The organism is Chitinophaga sp. SYP-B3965 (assembly GCF_009647655.1).
Taxonomy (GTDB): domain Bacteria; phylum Bacteroidota; class Bacteroidia; order Chitinophagales; family Chitinophagaceae; genus Chitinophaga.
This window is the reverse complement of the sequence record NZ_WJFD01000001.1, coordinates 577,944-595,054: the sequence shown is the minus strand read 5'-3', so window position 1 is coordinate 595,054 and position 17,111 is coordinate 577,944. Positions and strand designations below refer to the sequence as shown.

Annotated in this window: 14 protein-coding genes; 9 read left to right on the top strand and 5 right to left on the bottom strand. The window is 44.2% G+C overall.

Going from position 1 to position 17,111, the window contains the following annotated elements; genetic code table 11:
- Positions 1-223: 223 nt before the first annotated feature.
- The gene (locus GFS24_RS02270) at positions 224-1,021 is read left to right on the top strand and encodes a hypothetical protein (protein WP_153657951.1); all 798 of its coding nucleotides are present in this window, start codon (positions 224-226) and stop codon (positions 1,019-1,021) included.
- A 1-nt stretch (position 1,022) separates the two neighbouring features.
- On the opposite strand, the gene GFS24_RS02265 is transcribed toward GFS24_RS02270, so the two are convergent.
- Positions 1,023-1,772, bottom strand: coding sequence for a LytTR family DNA-binding domain-containing protein (locus GFS24_RS02265; protein WP_153657950.1), 750 nt, complete (start codon positions 1,770-1,772; stop codon positions 1,023-1,025).
- Entirely contained in the window at positions 1,769-4,729 is a 2,961-nt protein-coding gene (locus GFS24_RS02260) for a two-component regulator propeller domain-containing protein (RefSeq protein WP_173002943.1), read from the bottom strand. The genes GFS24_RS02265 and GFS24_RS02260 overlap by 4 nt, the downstream gene beginning before the upstream one ends.
- Before the next feature lie 165 nt (positions 4,730-4,894).
- Between GFS24_RS02260 and GFS24_RS02255 the strand changes: the two genes are divergently transcribed.
- The 7 genes from GFS24_RS02255 (at position 4,895) to GFS24_RS02225 (ending at position 13,153) form a co-directional block, all read left to right on the top strand.
- Positions 4,895-5,878: a hypothetical protein gene (locus GFS24_RS02255; protein WP_153657948.1), complete on the top strand. Its 984-nt coding sequence runs from the start codon at positions 4,895-4,897 to the stop codon at positions 5,876-5,878.
- Between the two features lie 18 nt (positions 5,879-5,896).
- Entirely contained in the window at positions 5,897-7,111 is a 1,215-nt protein-coding gene (locus GFS24_RS02250) for a serine hydrolase (protein ID WP_153657947.1), read from the top strand.
- Positions 7,112-7,512: 401 nt separating this feature from the next.
- Positions 7,513-8,184 carry a hypothetical protein gene (locus GFS24_RS02245; protein ID WP_153657946.1) on the top strand — a complete coding sequence of 224 codons (672 nt, stop codon included), beginning with the start codon at positions 7,513-7,515 and terminating at the stop codon, positions 8,182-8,184.
- Positions 8,185-8,186: 2 nt separating this feature from the next.
- A complete protein-coding gene (locus GFS24_RS02240) occupies positions 8,187-9,203 on the top strand; it encodes a hypothetical protein (RefSeq protein ID WP_153657945.1) in 1,017 nt (338 codons plus the stop codon).
- 8 nt (positions 9,204-9,211) lie between these two features.
- Positions 9,212-11,671 carry a hypothetical protein gene (locus GFS24_RS02235; protein ID WP_153657944.1) on the top strand — a complete coding sequence of 820 codons (2,460 nt, stop codon included), beginning with the start codon at positions 9,212-9,214 and terminating at the stop codon, positions 11,669-11,671.
- A gap of 7 nt (positions 11,672-11,678) precedes the next feature.
- Positions 11,679-12,137: an SLATT domain-containing protein gene (locus GFS24_RS02230; RefSeq protein WP_153657943.1), complete on the top strand. Its 459-nt coding sequence runs from the start codon at positions 11,679-11,681 to the stop codon at positions 12,135-12,137.
- A 224-nt stretch (positions 12,138-12,361) separates the two neighbouring features.
- Positions 12,362-13,153, top strand: a complete 792-nt coding sequence (locus GFS24_RS02225; protein WP_153657942.1) for a hypothetical protein — start codon at positions 12,362-12,364, stop codon at positions 13,151-13,153.
- Positions 13,154-13,156: 3 nt separating this feature from the next.
- On the opposite strand, the gene GFS24_RS02220 is transcribed toward GFS24_RS02225, so the two are convergent.
- On the bottom strand, positions 13,157-14,062 hold the full coding sequence (locus tag GFS24_RS02220) for a bestrophin family protein (protein WP_153657941.1): 906 nt from the start codon (positions 14,060-14,062) through the stop codon (positions 13,157-13,159).
- Between the two features lie 210 nt (positions 14,063-14,272).
- On the opposite strand from GFS24_RS02220, the gene GFS24_RS02215 reads away from it, so the two are divergent.
- The gene (locus GFS24_RS02215) at positions 14,273-14,998 is read left to right on the top strand and encodes an acyl-CoA desaturase (RefSeq protein ID WP_153657940.1); all 726 of its coding nucleotides are present in this window, start codon (positions 14,273-14,275) and stop codon (positions 14,996-14,998) included.
- 53 nt (positions 14,999-15,051) lie between these two features.
- Here the strand turns inward: GFS24_RS02215 and GFS24_RS02210 are convergent, their stop codons facing one another.
- Positions 15,052-15,576 carry a discoidin domain-containing protein gene (locus GFS24_RS02210; protein ID WP_153657939.1) on the bottom strand — a complete coding sequence of 175 codons (525 nt, stop codon included), beginning with the start codon at positions 15,574-15,576 and terminating at the stop codon, positions 15,052-15,054.
- Positions 15,577-15,581: 5 nt separating this feature from the next.
- Positions 15,582-17,105 carry a RagB/SusD family nutrient uptake outer membrane protein gene (locus GFS24_RS02205; protein ID WP_153657938.1) on the bottom strand — a complete coding sequence of 508 codons (1,524 nt, stop codon included), beginning with the start codon at positions 17,103-17,105 and terminating at the stop codon, positions 15,582-15,584.
- Between the last annotated feature and the right edge of the window lie 6 nt (positions 17,106-17,111).

The window sequence follows — 17,111 nt, the reverse complement described above, 5'->3', positions numbered from 1 at the left end:
AAGTTGATAGGGAGGCGAAGGGTTTAATTAAATAAGGTTTTTAAAGTTCTAATGTAATTTATTTTAATAAAAAGAAAGAGTATTTAACATAAGGATAAACATTTATTAACACTCCCATCTAACATAACCACCATTCCCTCAGCGCTTTACCATTATCTCAGTGGGAAGCACCATTGGCTCCTTGCTTCTTTTCGCGCTTTCCGGCTTTCTCTAGTTTCACCCCATGAAAAAGCTGCTATTCGTACTTATACTCCTGTCATGCAAAAAAGGTAATCCACCCCCACCTGCAGATTCCACGGCAAGGCTTGCAGAAGGCCGTTATATCTTCCGCACGCAATACGTTAAGTGCGGAGCGGACAGCATCGCTTTTGCATTGGGCGTTTTTTCCAATTTTGAATTAGTGGGATTCAGGTCCATGAAGAAGGAGGACCTGGAGGACATGAAACAGGCAGAAGATTTTGTATGGCACTTACAACCGGTGTACCAATACCTGGCATTTGACCCGAACAAAAAACCGGAGGACTATGGCCTGCTCGGCTACCGGATCTACAAGATCTTTCCCGATGGCGTATCTTATTATTTCCTGGGTATGGTGCGGCCGGAAATGGGTTATGAAAACCCTGTGGACGATGCAGGCGTTAACCAGGACCTCCACCGTGTACCGATTGATGAATTTCCAAGTAACCTCATAGGTATTGGCGAACCGCTCATCTATCCTCCGGGTTACGGTGAGAACAACCATCCCGGCCATGAGTCAGAATTCTCCGCCATCTTTGACCTGAACAAAACTGTCAGTGGTAATTACAAACTGATCAATAACAGGCGGGAACATGTATTTCATAACTGGGGCCGTACCTGGAAGTTAACTACCACCAACAACTGGTCAGATGGTCTTTGCGACCGCGCGCAACAGCCGCTTTGGCGGCCCAATGTTAGCATCCCCTGCAGCATGGTGAATGAAGACAATGAGACTTTCAGGAGATGTTATATCGATGAATTCTATTTTGAAAAAGTAAACTAATTCACTTCCGGGATAACACATCCAATACATCTTTCCTTCTCCGGCGGGATACCGCTGCATTACTCCCGTCACTCAGCCATAAGAGGCCTTCCTTATCCAGCTTCTCCACGTAGTGCATATTTACGAGGTAAGATTTGTGCACACGCATAAAACCATGGTCCGTGAGGATCTCTTCAAAATCCTTCAGGGTGCGGGATACGATGAGGGGTTTATGATGGATGAAATAAAAGTGTGTATAGTTATCATCTCCTTCACACTTCAGGATATCCGCAGGGTCATAAAAGAAAACGCCATCCATGGTGCTCAGGGCCAGTTTGAAAGAAGCCGTGTCCTTTTGCTGCAGGTTGCTGATCAGGTTATCCACCAACCGGCCCTGTTCCCTGGGTTGTGCGTTCTGCCGTACGATATGGCGGTTGATGGCATTTTGCAGATCGGGAATATCGATGGGTTTCAACAGGTAATCCAGGGCACTGAAACGAATAGCTTTGATGGCATATTTATCGTAAGCGGTGGTGAAGATCACATCAAAATCCCACTGGCCGATCCGGTTCAGCAGATCGAAACCGTTCATATGCGGCATTTCAATATCCAGCATCAGCAGGCTGGGTTTGAATACGGGTATAATATCCCTCGCCACTTCCGGTGACTGGCAGATCCTGATCTCTTTCTGACCGGCGATATGTTTCTCTATCAGCAAATGAAGGATATTGCCGGCAGAAGGTTCATCGTCCACGATCAATATTCTTATCATATCTCTGTGTTTTCGGGGGATGCAATAACGATGCGCACAATGGTACCTGTAGGTTCTTTACAATCAATTATTTCCAGAAAGGCGGCCTGCAGATTTTCAATCCTTTGCCTGGCCAGTGCTATCCCTTTGGGATCAACGTACATAGCGCCTATCTTTTGCGCCTTGATCGCAATAGCCCTTTCCCTGCCTATCCCGTTATCTTTTACCAGGCAAATCAGCCTGCCATGTTCCTCTTCAAAAATAATACTTAATCGCTTCTCTCCTTCTTTTTGCAGCAAACCATGCCATATGGCATTTTCAATGAACGGCTGTACCAGCAAAGAGGGAAAGAGGGTACTATCTGTATCTATCCGTTCATCTGCTTTGATGGTATACTGGAATGAATTTTTGAAACGAAGGGATTCCAGCTCAAGATACAGCTGGCACATTTCTATTTCACTGCTAAGCGGTATCATGTTCTTTTCAGACATGTTCAATACCATCCGGAGTAATTTCGAAAACTTCGAAAGGTATTTATAGGAAGCAGTATAATCTTCTGTGATGATCAGTTCCTGGATGGCATTCAAGCAATTGAAAATGAAATGCGGATTCATCTGCGCGCGCAGTGCCTGCCCTTTTAATTCAGCCATTTGCTGGCGGATCAGTGCTTTGCTTTTAATAGTATGGATCCTCCGCCTGAACAGGAAGAACACGATCCCGACAACCAGTAAAACCGCAAGGATACGGAACCACCCCGTCTGCCACCAGGGAGCAGGAATGCGAAAGGAGCTGCTGGCCTCATTAGCAGAAAGTTTACCGGTGAAGTCTATCGCTCTTACTTTAAAAGCATAAGATCCCGGTGCCAGGTTATTATACTTCGTAGTATGCATGTATCCTGCGGATACCCAATCCTTGTCTACCCCTTCCATCTTGTATTCATAACGGGTGAGAGAAGGATTAAGATAAGACAGCGCCGCAAAATCAAACGTTGCTTCATTATCTGTATAAGGGGTTGTGGAAGTAATAACTACCGGGAAGGCAGATGATACATACTGCAGGCTGTCCGGATGAAAGCGGATGAACCCATTATCTGCGCCTGTTAAGATTTCACCTGTTTGCGTAAGCGTAAGGGGGCTGTAAAGATCGGAGAAGTTCAGTCCCTTTACGCGATTGAAATTCTCTATGACCTTACCTTCCGGGCTGATCAACGTGAGGCCTTTGAAACTGCTGGCCCAGATGTTCCCGTCCAGGTCTGTTTGTATGGAATAGATATTGTTCTCCGGTAACCCTTCCCGCGTAGTGATCCGGGTAACCGTATCCGCGAAACGTACAATCCCGCCTGCATAGGTAGCTAACCAGATCGCCCCCTTTTTATCTTTGGTAATATCATTGATCAGGGCAGCTTCTATGCCGGAATGTTTCATTTGCTTACTTGAAAAGTCATAAGCATACAGGCTTCTTTCAAAAGTACCTATCCAGAGTTTATTCGCTGCTTTATCAAAATACAGGGAAGTAGGTAAGGTAGAACTGAAGCGGTCTGCCGGTGAGAACTTCCGGCTGCGCTGCGTTTTTACATCATAGCAATAAAGCCCGTCATTAAAACAGGCGAACCAGAGATTGCCGTCCCCGTCTTCTGCCATATCCGTAAATAAAAGATTCTTTGTTTGTGCACGAAAAGGAGATACACTAAACTGACGGGTATTACGGTCATAACAGAAAGCATGTGTACCTGCCAGGATCCATAATACTTTCTTACTATCTTCAAAGATCACAGAACAATGATCCAGCGGAATGCCCTGTATATGCGTGATACGGCGGGTTTTCCCGGAGCTGCTGTCCCTTATCAGCAAACTGTTTGTAACCGGAGAGCTGATGTAGTATTCTCCCTTGCTATGAAACACGGTATGAATGGCATGATCTATTCTGTAGAGATCATTCTCCGGGGAAGGATCTCTTTTGAAAGCAGGTAATATCTCCGTGAACGGGAAGAGGTTCATGGCAGGATTAAACTTACCGATGCCTTTACTGGTACCTACCCAAACAAGCCCTGAAGGTTCCCGGTAAATGGTACGTACAATGCCATCCGGCAATGAGTAGGGATCATCCGGCCGGTGTTTGATCAGCATGGTTTCTCCTGTTGAGACATTTACCTGCACTACATCTTTCCCGGCAGGCAACCAGCGTTCATGTTGAGCGTCGGCAGACTGATAGACGCCTTGCAGGGTAGATGGAATGGCACTCCAGGGAATATCTTTTCTTGTACTAATCTGCAGGACATTCACAGGGTTTTGAATAAAGTAAAAAAGGTTACCGTATGTTTCTAATTGAATGAAATGGTCTGCCTCATAACTCTTGTGATAAGTGAATACGCCAGTTGAGATCGTATAACTGAACAGGCCCGCAGAGGTACCCAGCCATAATTCGTTATCAGATTTGTAATAGATCTTGCGTATGCTGTTGTACTTCTTATTGCGGTGAGGGAATTGATCAGCGATGTATTTTTTCCAGGGCAGTAACACAAATTCCTGCCTGCTGATATCATAGTAACAAAGGTCCTTTACATCTGCAGCTATCCATACCCTGTTGTACTTATCAATATAAGTATCCCAGATCAGATCGCTGGGTATACTGTTGCCTGTTTGCGGCATGAAAACGATATTGCTGTCCTTTCCCGGCGTTATTACATTCAGGCCGTTTTGCGTAGCCACCCACAGCCGTCCTCCGGCATCTTGTTCTATGTCATTGATGAATGGGTTAGACAAACCGTGTTTATACACGACAAAGGAATGACCATCAAAACGGTTCAGTCCGTTCTCTGTTCCTATCCACATAAACCCTGTGCTATCTTTCAGGAAACAGGTAATGCGGTTGTCAGATAAGCCATGAGCTTCCGTTAAGTTTTCAAACTGATAACCAGCCTGGGCTGCAGCGCCGATGAATGAGAGCTGCAGTATCCCTGTCAGTAATAAAACATTCATTTTCAAAAGTATAATAAAATAGCCCATCCGCCCCGCCTTTCCCTCAGTATAACAAACCGTTTGCTCATTCTTTTTCCCGTTCTCTTTTCCATCTCTTAGAAAGCGGGTATTCCTCCTAGCTTTAGATACAGAAAATAATTCTATTAACCCCAAATCTCATTTGCTATGACAGCATCAACTTATGCGTTGGAAAAACGGCTGGACCTGTTTTCCGTTGTTGACCCTGACCCCAAAGCAGGCGCGCAGTTCAGGATTGAAAGGATCGTCTCTTACGACAACGGCGATACCTGGGTAGATAACTGGATCCGTAACGACGTGGGCGTCTTTTCTTCCTCACCTGCCGCCTGTATTTCCGGGGACAGCCTGGATACCTTTCTCGTAGGGAAAGGTATGGATAATAAATTCTGGTTCACCCGCCTCCAGGAATACTACGAATTTAAGAACGCAGGTTTTGCCGCTATCGGCGTAGGCGTATTCCATGGCAAACCTGCCATCTGCAGTTATAACAATTCCGCATCCAAATGGACGCCCGGCAGCCCCGGTCATTATGAAACCAGTTACACTGGTGTGAGAGTACTCGTATTTGGCAGGGGCAACGATTCCAAGATCTGGTGGGCCTGGTCAAACAGCGGCGGTGAACATTGGGACATGGCCTGGGATGCCATTGGCAGCAAACAGTTTGTTTCTTCCCCTGCCGCCTGCTGCTCCGCAGATGGAAAATTGGTAGCCGTATTTGCCAAAGCGGCGGACAATAAAATATGGTGGACCTACTCCGTCAATGGCGGTGTTTCTTTTGATGTACCCTGGAAAGCCATTGGCGTGGGTGTATTTACTTCTGCACCGGCAGCCTGTTGTTCCGCAGATGGCAAACGCATTTATGTATTTGGCAAAGGCAACGATAATAAATTCTGGTGGGCATATGCTACCAATGGTGTAACAAAATGGGATATGGCATGGGACTATATCGGCGAAGGTGTTTTCAAGACCATGCCCTCCGCCAACTGCTCCTGGGATGGCAGCATCATTCATGTGTTCGGGAAAGGAATGGACAACAAGATATGGCAGGGCCGTACGCACGACTTCGGCGGCCACTGGGATATTGCATGGCGCGATATCCACGATAAAAAATTCCCGGACAGCGATCTCTAATCTTAAAAATTAACCATCATGGGAGACATCATAAAAATCCAAAAAGCACTGGATGATAAAGCAAAAGCAGTGCTCAGCAAATATAAATTACCAAACATTGCAGGTGTTATCGTACGCGATAACGGCAACACAGTTATGCATACCGTACAAGGCGTAAAGAACAGCAGCCTGAGTGCTACTACCGCCAGTAACAAAGCCACCGCCTCTTCCTACTTTAATGTGGGTTCTATTTCCAAACCGATCACGGGTTTTTTAATTTCCTGCCTGATCAAAAAAGGTATCCTCAGCTGGGATACCAAAATAAAGGACATCTTCCCCGAGTTCAATTCAAAACCGTTCAGAGACCGCTCAGGCATGAACAGCACTTTCCTGGATACAAAGATCTACGAACTGCTCTCACATACCTCCGGCATGAACGGTTATTATTTCGACCAGGAGAATAACAATGATTCCTCCACCCGCGATACAGATCCCTTCCGGTTCATACAGGATCTGGGCATCAACAACGGTGGTAATAGCCGGGATAAAGAATGGAAGAACTTTGGCGCCATGATCTATCTGCGCTACTTATATACCATCCTCAGCCTGAAGAAAAAGAAGTATTTATTCAATAGTCCTAAAAACCTGGGTTATCAGAATACAGCGAAGTATGGTTATGGCAGCACGGCCACTATCTGCGTGTCTATGGCAGAAAGGAAAATGGGTAAGAATTGGGAGCAGATCATGAACGGATTACTCGCTGATCCGCTGAACAATAAATTGCAGATCACCTTTGGTCCTTTACCCGGGGGCATGCAGTATCATGGGTATGATGTTGCTTTAGGAAAGTACACGCCCTACCCCACTTATAACAATGACCTGGCGCCTTATAACAGCAAGTTCATCGTGGGTGGTGTTCACTGCACGGTAGGCGGCATGGCACAATTCATCAAATATAATTTGCGCGCCATCAATTCTTCTGCGGTATTTGATGTGGCGCAATACCAGATGCCTGTTACCAATGTAGCCAAAGGTGGCCTTTTCCTCGGTGGCGGTGCGCAGAATGAACCGCTTAATCATAATGGTGCAACAGGGGCCAGCCTCGCTGATCTGGCTATCTATCCACATAGTGGCAGGGGTTTTAGTGTGATGATGAATTGTGGCGGTGGGCCTGCTGGGGCTGATTCCTGGGCAGCGATGGCGGAAATGATGCAGGAGCTAAGGAATATTCATACGAATTGGGAGATCATATGATCCAGACGATAAAGGGCCGGGGACGTTCTCCCGGCCTTTTTTTATCGATCATGAAATGATAAACATTTATTAATTATTATTATTTCACATACACTATAAAAAGCCAAATCAGAACGTTTACCGCTTTTTTACAAGCGGTTGCAAACTTTATTTGCAGCTTTTCAAAATATCTTCTAATTTAACTTCAGTTCAATTATAACAACAACATTTTGACCCTATACCAATAGCTAAGGCATTATTTATTTGTTTTATACCCATTTTATCATCCAATTTAGTTCCACATGTCTGAAAACATTCTTACTTTTCAGGAGGTAATAGATTCATTAGCCCCAAACCAAGTATTACCTGATGATCTGCTTCCGTCCTGCCATACTACCACAGTCGGCTTTATGTCCTCTATCATGCGATGCAATTATGCAGAACCACAGGACTGCACAGTATTCAAGGGAGAAAAACTGCTTTATTTTTTCTATGGGAAGGCATCTTTTCTGGTCAATGAAGATCTCAGCAATTATACTGACAACCCACCCCTCACACTCATCTATGATAGTAATGCAATTGACGACAAGACCCTTTGGAGGATCATGCCTTTTGATTCCGGTGGATTTCACCGGTATCTGGCCCGAAAAGGATTTGAAAGAAAAAACTTCGGCTATACGCCTGGGGACCGTAGCAAGATCATTGCTTATATCCGGCTGATCTTTAATAACAATTCACAATACCTGGAGGATCAGATCAGCATGGAAGATCTCAAAAAATATGAAGAGCGCTGTCTTGAAATACAGGAAATGATAAAGATATTTAAAGATGCTAAAGTGAACACCGGCCCCCAACTCTATTCAATTGAACTGCAATACCAGGCCAAAGTGAGCTTCACCCCTACGCACCTCGTTATACCGTATGACCTCTACACCGCACCTTTCTGGGGAAAGAACTTTAAGCTTAAATATCCCGATATCAAAGTAGAACATTATGGGCAGGATGAAGTATTGAAAAGTAAAGGACATCCTCTGGAAGCTTTCGAATATCAAAGATTGATGCGGGAGAAAGTAAAAACAATTATTAAAGGATAACAATGAGTGATTATACCTATGCGGGCGCTATGAAGATCCATACTGCCTCCAGTAAATTTGTTACCTCCCTGTTTAAGGATGCAAAAGGTGGTTATTATACGCAGGTGGAAAAAGATGAAGTCATCGTCGATTTCAAGGAGATCAGGGTCACCCGTGCTATTATTGACCCGCTCGAGGTGATAACCGTTAAAAAAGGTGATCCCGTCATTTACAGTTTTCTCACCTGCATGGAGGAAAATGAAGAAGAGCAGGACATGGATGCGATGTTCAATTTCGAACTTGTATATGGTGACCGGGATAAAATAGAAGACCCCCTCCTCCATCTGCTTGACCTTAACGCACTAACGGTGCATTCCCGGCTGATCATCAGCTTATTCCTGAAATTATACCAAAAGACCTTCGACCTGATAGATGCATCCAACGATGACCTTGCATTAAATGGCGTTGAGCAGAAGATCGACAAGGAAAAAATATTTATTGAAGAATCATTTGAAACATATAACCATGCACTTGATATACATGAAGCGGTAAACAGCCGTTACAGGAAATGTAACAAGATCAACAGACAGATAAGACTCGAAGACATCGTATTCATGAACAACCGAAAGATCCTCTTTTCCCGTTATGAAATAAGCATTGAACATTTTATAAACAAACGCTGCTTACTGGAAAAAGACAGGAATATCATGGTCAGTTATCTTATTCAGATCTATACAGAGAATAATGTGGAGTTGCTGAAGGTGATTATTAATTCCTATGATGAGATCTATGAGTTTATCCGGTTCTCCAAGTACCTGATCATTAAACAGGACACGATCGAACTATCATTATCCAATAAAATAACGCCCGCCCAGTTGCAGGCCGGCCTGTCTGTACTGGATATAGGTATTGCAGTGGACAAACAGATCCATAATCTGCCCCCAACACTGGAAAAAGAAAATCCGGATAATAAGGACAACCTGGAAAGCTTATACAACAGTATGCAATCTATTACAAAACAATTTCGCGAAAATATATAGCTAAAGACATGACGCCGGCAAACCCCATCAACTCCAGTTATCACTTTATTCTAAGCTGTTATACTTCTACCGATATAGAGGCGGTTATCAGTGATATAGAACTGCATGAAAAAGGATATGAGTTATTATACGCAGTAGATACCTACGATATCATGGAAAACTACCTGCCGTATATCAGAATGGAATTGTTTTCCAAGGGCGATCAGAATTATCAGGCGCAACGATCCATCTGTTACGACTATTTCTTCGGGGACCTGTCCGTGACCTCTACGATCCTGATGAACGAATATAAAATGGAATTGATCGCCGCCAAGAACAAGCTCAATAAACATCTCCGCGATGCAAAAACGGTGATCAGGAACCTGGAGGTATTGAAGAAAGCCACCGATAATTTCCTGAATGACCCTGACAAAACAGAGGCTTTCCTCCGGAATCATTTAGAGGTGATTCTGCTTTTGCTGATCCTCAACGATAAAACATATTCCATACTGGATGAATTTTTCACCTTCCTGCGGGAAAGGCTCAGTGTTTCAGAGATAAAAACCACCTCCGGAAAACATAATGAATCTATAAATAATGTTTTCGCCAATTGTAAAAGCAGTCATTTTTCCATCAGCTTATTTGAGAAGTATGTAGAGCAGAATAAAATTTCCTTATTGTCTGTTACGGACCCTAACGACCGCCACATATTCCTTGAAAACACATTCCGCGATGTGCAGGCAGTTGAAAGAATACTGCGGATCAATCAGCAGTTTGAAGAGAAGAAGCTCCCGTATACTGTTATTTACCTGTCATCTGCCCGGAAAACAGCGGATATATTCAAGGCAATGGGAAGCTACCATACATTTCCGGACCCACTGCTCCAACAGGGAAAACAGCACGTAAACCGGAACATTTATCAGTATTTCCTATATGACAGGTTAAGAAAGGATTACAAGGATGATCCGGGAAAAGCAGTGGCCATACTTGAAAAACTGCGGGACTTACTGAGGAAACTGGAAAATCATTCCGGGTTATACCACGAAGAAGAGGGACAGGAAGAAATACTACAGTTATTGAAGCGTCTGTTTGATGAAAAATCAAGCATCCTGGACAACCATTTTTTCTACAGCGTGTATGAAAAGTACAAAACAACGTTTAATGAATTTTTACCTGATAATACTAACGCGCCCATCAACAGAAAAGAGCTGAAAAAGATCATTGAAGAGATAGACAAAAACATAGACAGGAAATTCATCTCAAAGATATATTCCCTGGAAATGACGCTATCTCAGCTGGACCAAACGTATAATATCGTGGATACTTTCTGGGGTGGTGAAGAATACGAGCCGGAATACCGCTATGGTAAGGATATTGTAAGAAATCCCTATCAGCATTTACCCATTCTGCTTTTCATGGATGAAAATTTTGATTCGCCGTTAAAATCCAAGTTATACAAATTCATGAACCTGAATGTGGAAGTATCTAACAGCGATACGCAAATGCTGAAAAAGTGCTTTAAAGAAATTGTTGATGAACTGACATTGATAGACCAGGATAAAATATACTCCAAATTCTTAAAGTCAATCATTACCACCTATTTGAATTTTGTTGCGCAAAGCAAAGCCCGGATACCAGATAACCAAACGGCCGAAGAGTACTACAGAGAAATGGAAGTAACTATCATCCTGGATCTGGAAAGGCAGTACGAGATCATCCGCTTTCAGTTTATCAAACTGGACTACGAAAAAACCAGCCTCAATAACCGGCTGGAATTTTACCAGGCAAAGCAGGAACTATTGAATGAAATTATTTACATCCTGCTCTGGTTGTACAGGAGAAACTTACAGGAAGATGAAGGTATCAGAAGGGCGCTGGCTATTACCAAAAACGAGAAACAAGACCCAAGAATATTGCAGGGAATTGGTTTATGTTATATTTCAAAAGCCTACAGGATATATAAGAACCGGACTGATGGAGATGAAGGCGAATTACAGGAACTTGCAAACCAAGCCCTGGCATACCTGCAGGCCGCCCGGGAAAAGTTCAGCCAGATGATCGATATCGATAACATCACTGAAGTATCCACCCTGATGATAAAAAACTATATCTCTATACTGAATTCCATTGCAGATATCAGTTTAAGAAAGTATCTCCTGCTACCCGGACCGCTGCCTCCGGAATACCTGATCATTAATTCCCGCAATGCTATCAATGAGGTAAAAACATTATTCCAGGCCATTCACCTTGATTATGATATCCACCCCACTTATTCATTTACAGAAATAGAAATAGAATATTACGAAGCCCTGCTGCATTATGGAAAAGGTGAGATGGCAGCAGCACACAGGAAGATCTTCAGTGCCATTTTCCGGTTGAACACCATTAAACGGATACCTGAATCCGCCAAATACATTGACGCCATGTTCCTGAACGGCGAAAGTCATTTTTATGAATTATCTAATAAAATCCTAAAGCATTCTAAATGAACACCCAATGACCAATGAACAACTCACCTTCCTTCATGACCAGATTGAACAAAGAATAAAAGGGATTGATAGCAGAAGGCTCCGTTACCGGAATGCTGCTTTCAGGATCTTCATGAGCACTGCCATACTTGCAGCCTTGAGCACTATCCTCTTAGGGTTAAATGTACAAAACGAATGGTCTGAGTTCGTCAGGATCACCACACTCGTTATTACCTGTGTAATCACTATCATAAATGGGTATAATGCCTTTTTTAATCACCGGGAATTATGGATCGCAAACAATGATGCATTGAATAGATTCTATGCATTGCGTTTTAGAATCGAATTTCGGGAAAAAGAGGGTACACCGCTTACAGCTACAGAAATAGAAAGTTTCAGAGCCGAGTATCAGGCCATCCTGAATGAATTAAACCAGGTATGGCAGCGAACAAGATCAGACAATTTCGGGTCGAAACCCGGTGCCTGACGTTTTCCAAACCCTGTCACAAATACCCCCTTAAGCCATTTTTGGCGTCCAATAAGTTAAGATAACCCGTATATAAGCCGTATATAACCCGTATATAAGTCATAGATAAGCCGTCTCTTATAGATACAGCTTATCTATGACTTATAAATAAATTAGGTATGAGTATACATAATTATTACCTTGCTTAGGTTAAACCTCAGTTATCACCAAAACAAGTTAATCCCATGGCTTTTTTATCAAATGCTTTCGAGTTCACCGGTCCCGTAGACAATTTGTCTTTCTACAGAATGCATGGAACAGACAAGATCGTTGTCCGCAAAAAGGGAGGTGCTTCCAAAGAGAAGATCAAAACCGCACCCGAATTTGCACGAACAAGAGAGAACAATGCAGAATTCAGTGGTTGTGCTAATACTGTCAGAAGTATCAGGCATGCGCTCTTTCCTTTAAACAAACTGGCGAATTACAATTTTACCCCCACGCTCACTACGCTGGCGAAAAACATTCAACTCCTGGATAAAGTGAATGAAAGAGGAAAACGCGCGGTGAACTTCTCACAGTACCGTTACCTGCTGGAAGGATTTCAGTTGAATAAGGACGTCATCTTTGATTCTGTAGTGAAGTATCCGTTGAAAGGAATGATTGAACGGGAAACAGGCAGCGCAACTATAGAAATCCCCCATCTTCATCCGCAACTAAACCTGGAAATCCCATGGAAAGCACCGCTTTACCGTTTCGTGATAGGGTTTGGTTTGTTTACTGACAGTTCATTCAATGGAACCGGTTATACGGATAAAACCATCCTTCCCAGGGCTAACACTGTCTATACAGATTGGCTGCCGGTACAGCAGGCGTTTGAATCGCAAACTTTTACCCTTCAGTTAAACAGTCTTCATGGTATTGATGATACGAAGAGTATGATCTTATCTATTGGTATTGAAATGGGCACACCAATTACCAATGCGTTTATACAGCCTATAAAATATGCTGCTTGTGCTAAAATTCTTGCAGTAGGATAAACATTATAATAAATACTGCCCGTCAATTGCTTCCACCGGTGAAGGCAATGGCTGATGCCCCAGCATTTCCAGCAAATTGATCTCCACCGTCCGTGTAATACTATCCAGCGGCAGGCTCATCATGTTCTGTTCAAATGGATTCATGATACTGATGCCGTTCTGGTGTGTGACATGGAACACAAACCCAAACAACCATCCGAAGATCACAGACCAGTAGCCGATAGATTCCGCGAGTAAGAGCGTGTTCATGATCACAAAGATCCAGATGAACACACGTGTGAAGAAGAGGTAACTGGGCGGGAAAGCTGTATTGCGGATACGTTCGCATTTGCCCATATCATTGCAATGGTTCATCAATAACTGGTTCATATCCCGGAAAAGAAAACCATCTATCGCACCCTGTGCACGTAACAGCTGCAGATCTGCTGCCTGGATATCGAGGATGGCATTAGGTATGTTGCTGCTGTTTGCTACATCTTCTGCCTCCTGCCTGCTGAGATAACCTTCGTAATAGGGATCGCCGGTTTTTCGGAGATTGGCTTTGAGCGCATACAGGAAACCGATGTGGCGGAAGATCATCCTGCGCGCCACATGCGGCGCTTCATCGCTGGCACCCTGATCACAGAAGTGCAAAAGATTCCGGCCCCAGGAGCGGGAATCATTCACCAGCGAACCCCAGATCTGCCTTCCTTCCCACCAGCGCCCGTATGCCTGGTTATTATTAAAACCAATAAAGAAAGCGATCGCTGTTCCCAGCACCGTACTGAGGGTAACGGGAATGGCTACATGGCTTTTCAGCCAGTAGGTATCCGCGACGTAAGCCAGTGTACAAAAAAACAATATCATCAGGTCCAGCCGCCAGGTAAGGCGGGTAACCTGTACAAAGGTGAGCTTTTCTCTTAGCAACATAAGATTTTAGGATTACTAACAAAAGTTACGTTATATCTACGGTATCCTAAAATAGTTCGCAGTAGTCTCAGAAAAATTTCGTACCTTCTGTAAGTCATAGAAATACAAATAATTCATTCCTCTTTTTTTCGCATCCGCGAAAGGTCTCTACCACTCTCTTCTATTATTGAATTTGCTGCGTTTTTATCTCACCACGGTAAATTCATCATTATGCTTATACTCATCTTCTTTGTCGTGCACTGGTACGCGGCACTTTTTGCTCAGACATTTTTCCAGCACAGATATACCTCCCATGGCGCATTTAAAATGAGCCCATTTTGGGAAAAGGTCTTCTACCTGTTCTCTTACTTCTCTCAAGGTTCTTCTTATATGAGCGCCAGGGCTTATGGTATCATGCATCGTATGCACCATGCTTATACAGACACGGAGAAAGATCCGCATTCTCCGAAATATTCACCCAATGTATTTGCCATGATGTGGCGGGCAAGGATGGCATATCAGCGCATCGTAAAAGGGAAAGCTAAAGACAGTGAACATTTCACCAAAGGGCTGCCGGACTGGGCCACATTCGACAAGTGGGCAGGTTCGTTCTTCAGCCGTGTGTTATGGGCTTTGGGTTACATCGCTATTTACATTTTATTCGCATCCTCTTTCTGGTTATTCCTGTTATTACCCATCACTATTACGATGAGCGCAGTACACGGGGCTATCATTAACTGGTATGCGCATAAGTATGGTTACAAGAATTATGAACTGAAGAATACTTCCACTAACCTGCTAAAGCCGGATATTTTCATGATGGGTGAATCTTATCATAACAATCATCATAAACATCCTTCCAATGTGAATTTTGGTTCAAAGTGGTATGAATTCGATCCCACCTATCCGGTTATCCGTCTTTTGAACTGGCTGCATATTATACGGCTTGCCCATTAAATATAAAGGCCCGTGACAATTTTATCACGGGCCTGCCATCATACAAACGGTAGTTACTTACTGGCAAATGCCTCTATTTCTGCTATAAAATTATTCTTCACGGGTCCTTCCAATGCTGTCAGCTTGAGGTAGCGGACCGTAACAGATGAACTCACGGGATAACTCTGGGGTGTTTTAGTTGCGCCGGTGAACAGGAGATTATCTCCCATCAAACTCCAGATGGTACCATCTGTACTGCCTTCCAGTTTGAATTTGGTCATGGCATTCGCATTGTTCTGCCTGGCGGTGATCTCTACGGATACCAGTTTGAGGGCTGTTTTCATATCTATCTGTACCCAATGCGGATAAGGTGGATTCACCGCTGAATATTCAGAATGCCAGTAGGTGGCTATCTTTCCATCCAGCAGCAGCGCCGCACCGGCAGCTTCTGCAGTGAGTTCTTCACTGGAAGCCGTAGCGGTCCAGGTACTGCGGTCTGCTTTTATTACGGTAGACTTATCCTTGAATGTTACTACTTCTGCCTTACCGCAAGCACTCAGCATAGCGGCTATGAACAGGATATATACAGTACTTTTCATGTTGCTTACGGATTTTGAGTGAGGTTAGCATTCACCAGTCTTTCGCGGTTAGGGATGAAATAGATCACCCGGTTATCCGTTGGCTGAATGGTTTGCGTGATATTGGTGGAAGGTGTGTTATTCAGGGAATGCGTGCCGGGATAATTCCTTTCCAGCGGACGGTTATTCCTGAACAGGTCATAAGCACGATGGCCTTCAAAAGCAAATTCCAGCCTCCGTTCATCCAGCACAACATCCAGTGCCGTCCGGCCTTCCAGCGCAATGCTGGCTAATGTAGGCAATGCTGTGCCGCTAAGGCCTGCACGCTGGCGAAGCACATTCACATCATCCAGCGCCAGTTGGGCAGCACCTGTTTTAGCATTGGCTTCTGCACGGATCAGGTACATTTCTGCAAGGCGCAGATATACAGGAGAACTAAGGTTAGTGAGCCCTTCCTGGTAATTGTATTTGTTGATGTAATACATGGGCGTATTCGGGATGAGGCGGGTATTCAAACGTACATCCGGAGCGGGCACGGTATAAGGCCAGGCTAACACAGGGCCGGCATTTGTGTAGGGAGATACAAAAGCATGCCGCAGGTCTGCAGGTTGCTTATCCAGGAAATCTACATACTGTTTGCTGGCGTAGATCTCTCCCCAGCCGGTTTGCCCCTGGCCACCTTCACTGTAGTACATGGAACCAATAGCATTAAAATCCCGGTTCTCTGTTTTGATGTGGCGGATGCAGAAAATAGTTTCCTTATTTTCTTCCGGCACACCGCGGAAGTAGTTCTTATAAGCATCTCCTGTTAGTAATCCGTAACGGGGAGAAGTGATCAGCTTATCTGCATACTCAATAGCTTTGGCATGGTCTTCTTTGTAGAGGTACACACGGCTTAATAAAGCCCAGGCCACTTCTTTGGAAGCGAAGTTATTGTTCTTGGCTTCTGTCATCAGGTCCGCTGCTTTCAGGAGGTCCGCTATCACCTGGTCATATACTTCTTTCACGGTGTTGCGGGCAGGGAACTCTTCTTTCGAATCTTCTTTCACAATAGGCACAGCATCTCCTGCCCCTGCGCCCTGCGGGTAAGGCCTTCCAAATACACGCACGAGATTGAAGTACATCATGGCGCGGAGATAGAGGTTCTCTCCTTTCAACTGGCGAAGCACAACGGAAGCATCGTCCGGTACAAAAGAAATTACTTTATTGGCAGAGTTGATCACAAAATAAGATTGCTGCCATACATTGTTCACATGGCTCATATCCACCAGGTGCGTGTACCTGTATGCGTTAGATAATGCATCTGAAGAGGCTTGTCCCTGTGCAATATTATCTCCCTGGTATTCTGTGAGGAAGTGAATGCTGCGCACATAGTTGGGATTCTTCAGCACAGCGTAGGTACCAATGGTGGCAGACTTTACATCGTCCGCATTTTTCAGCGCCACATCTTCATTTTTGGCGGTGGATGGTTCATAGTATTTCTTGCAGGCCACAGCAGCGCTGAGCAGGATACCGGTGAACAGGAATACGAATATATTTGATGATTTCATGTGTTG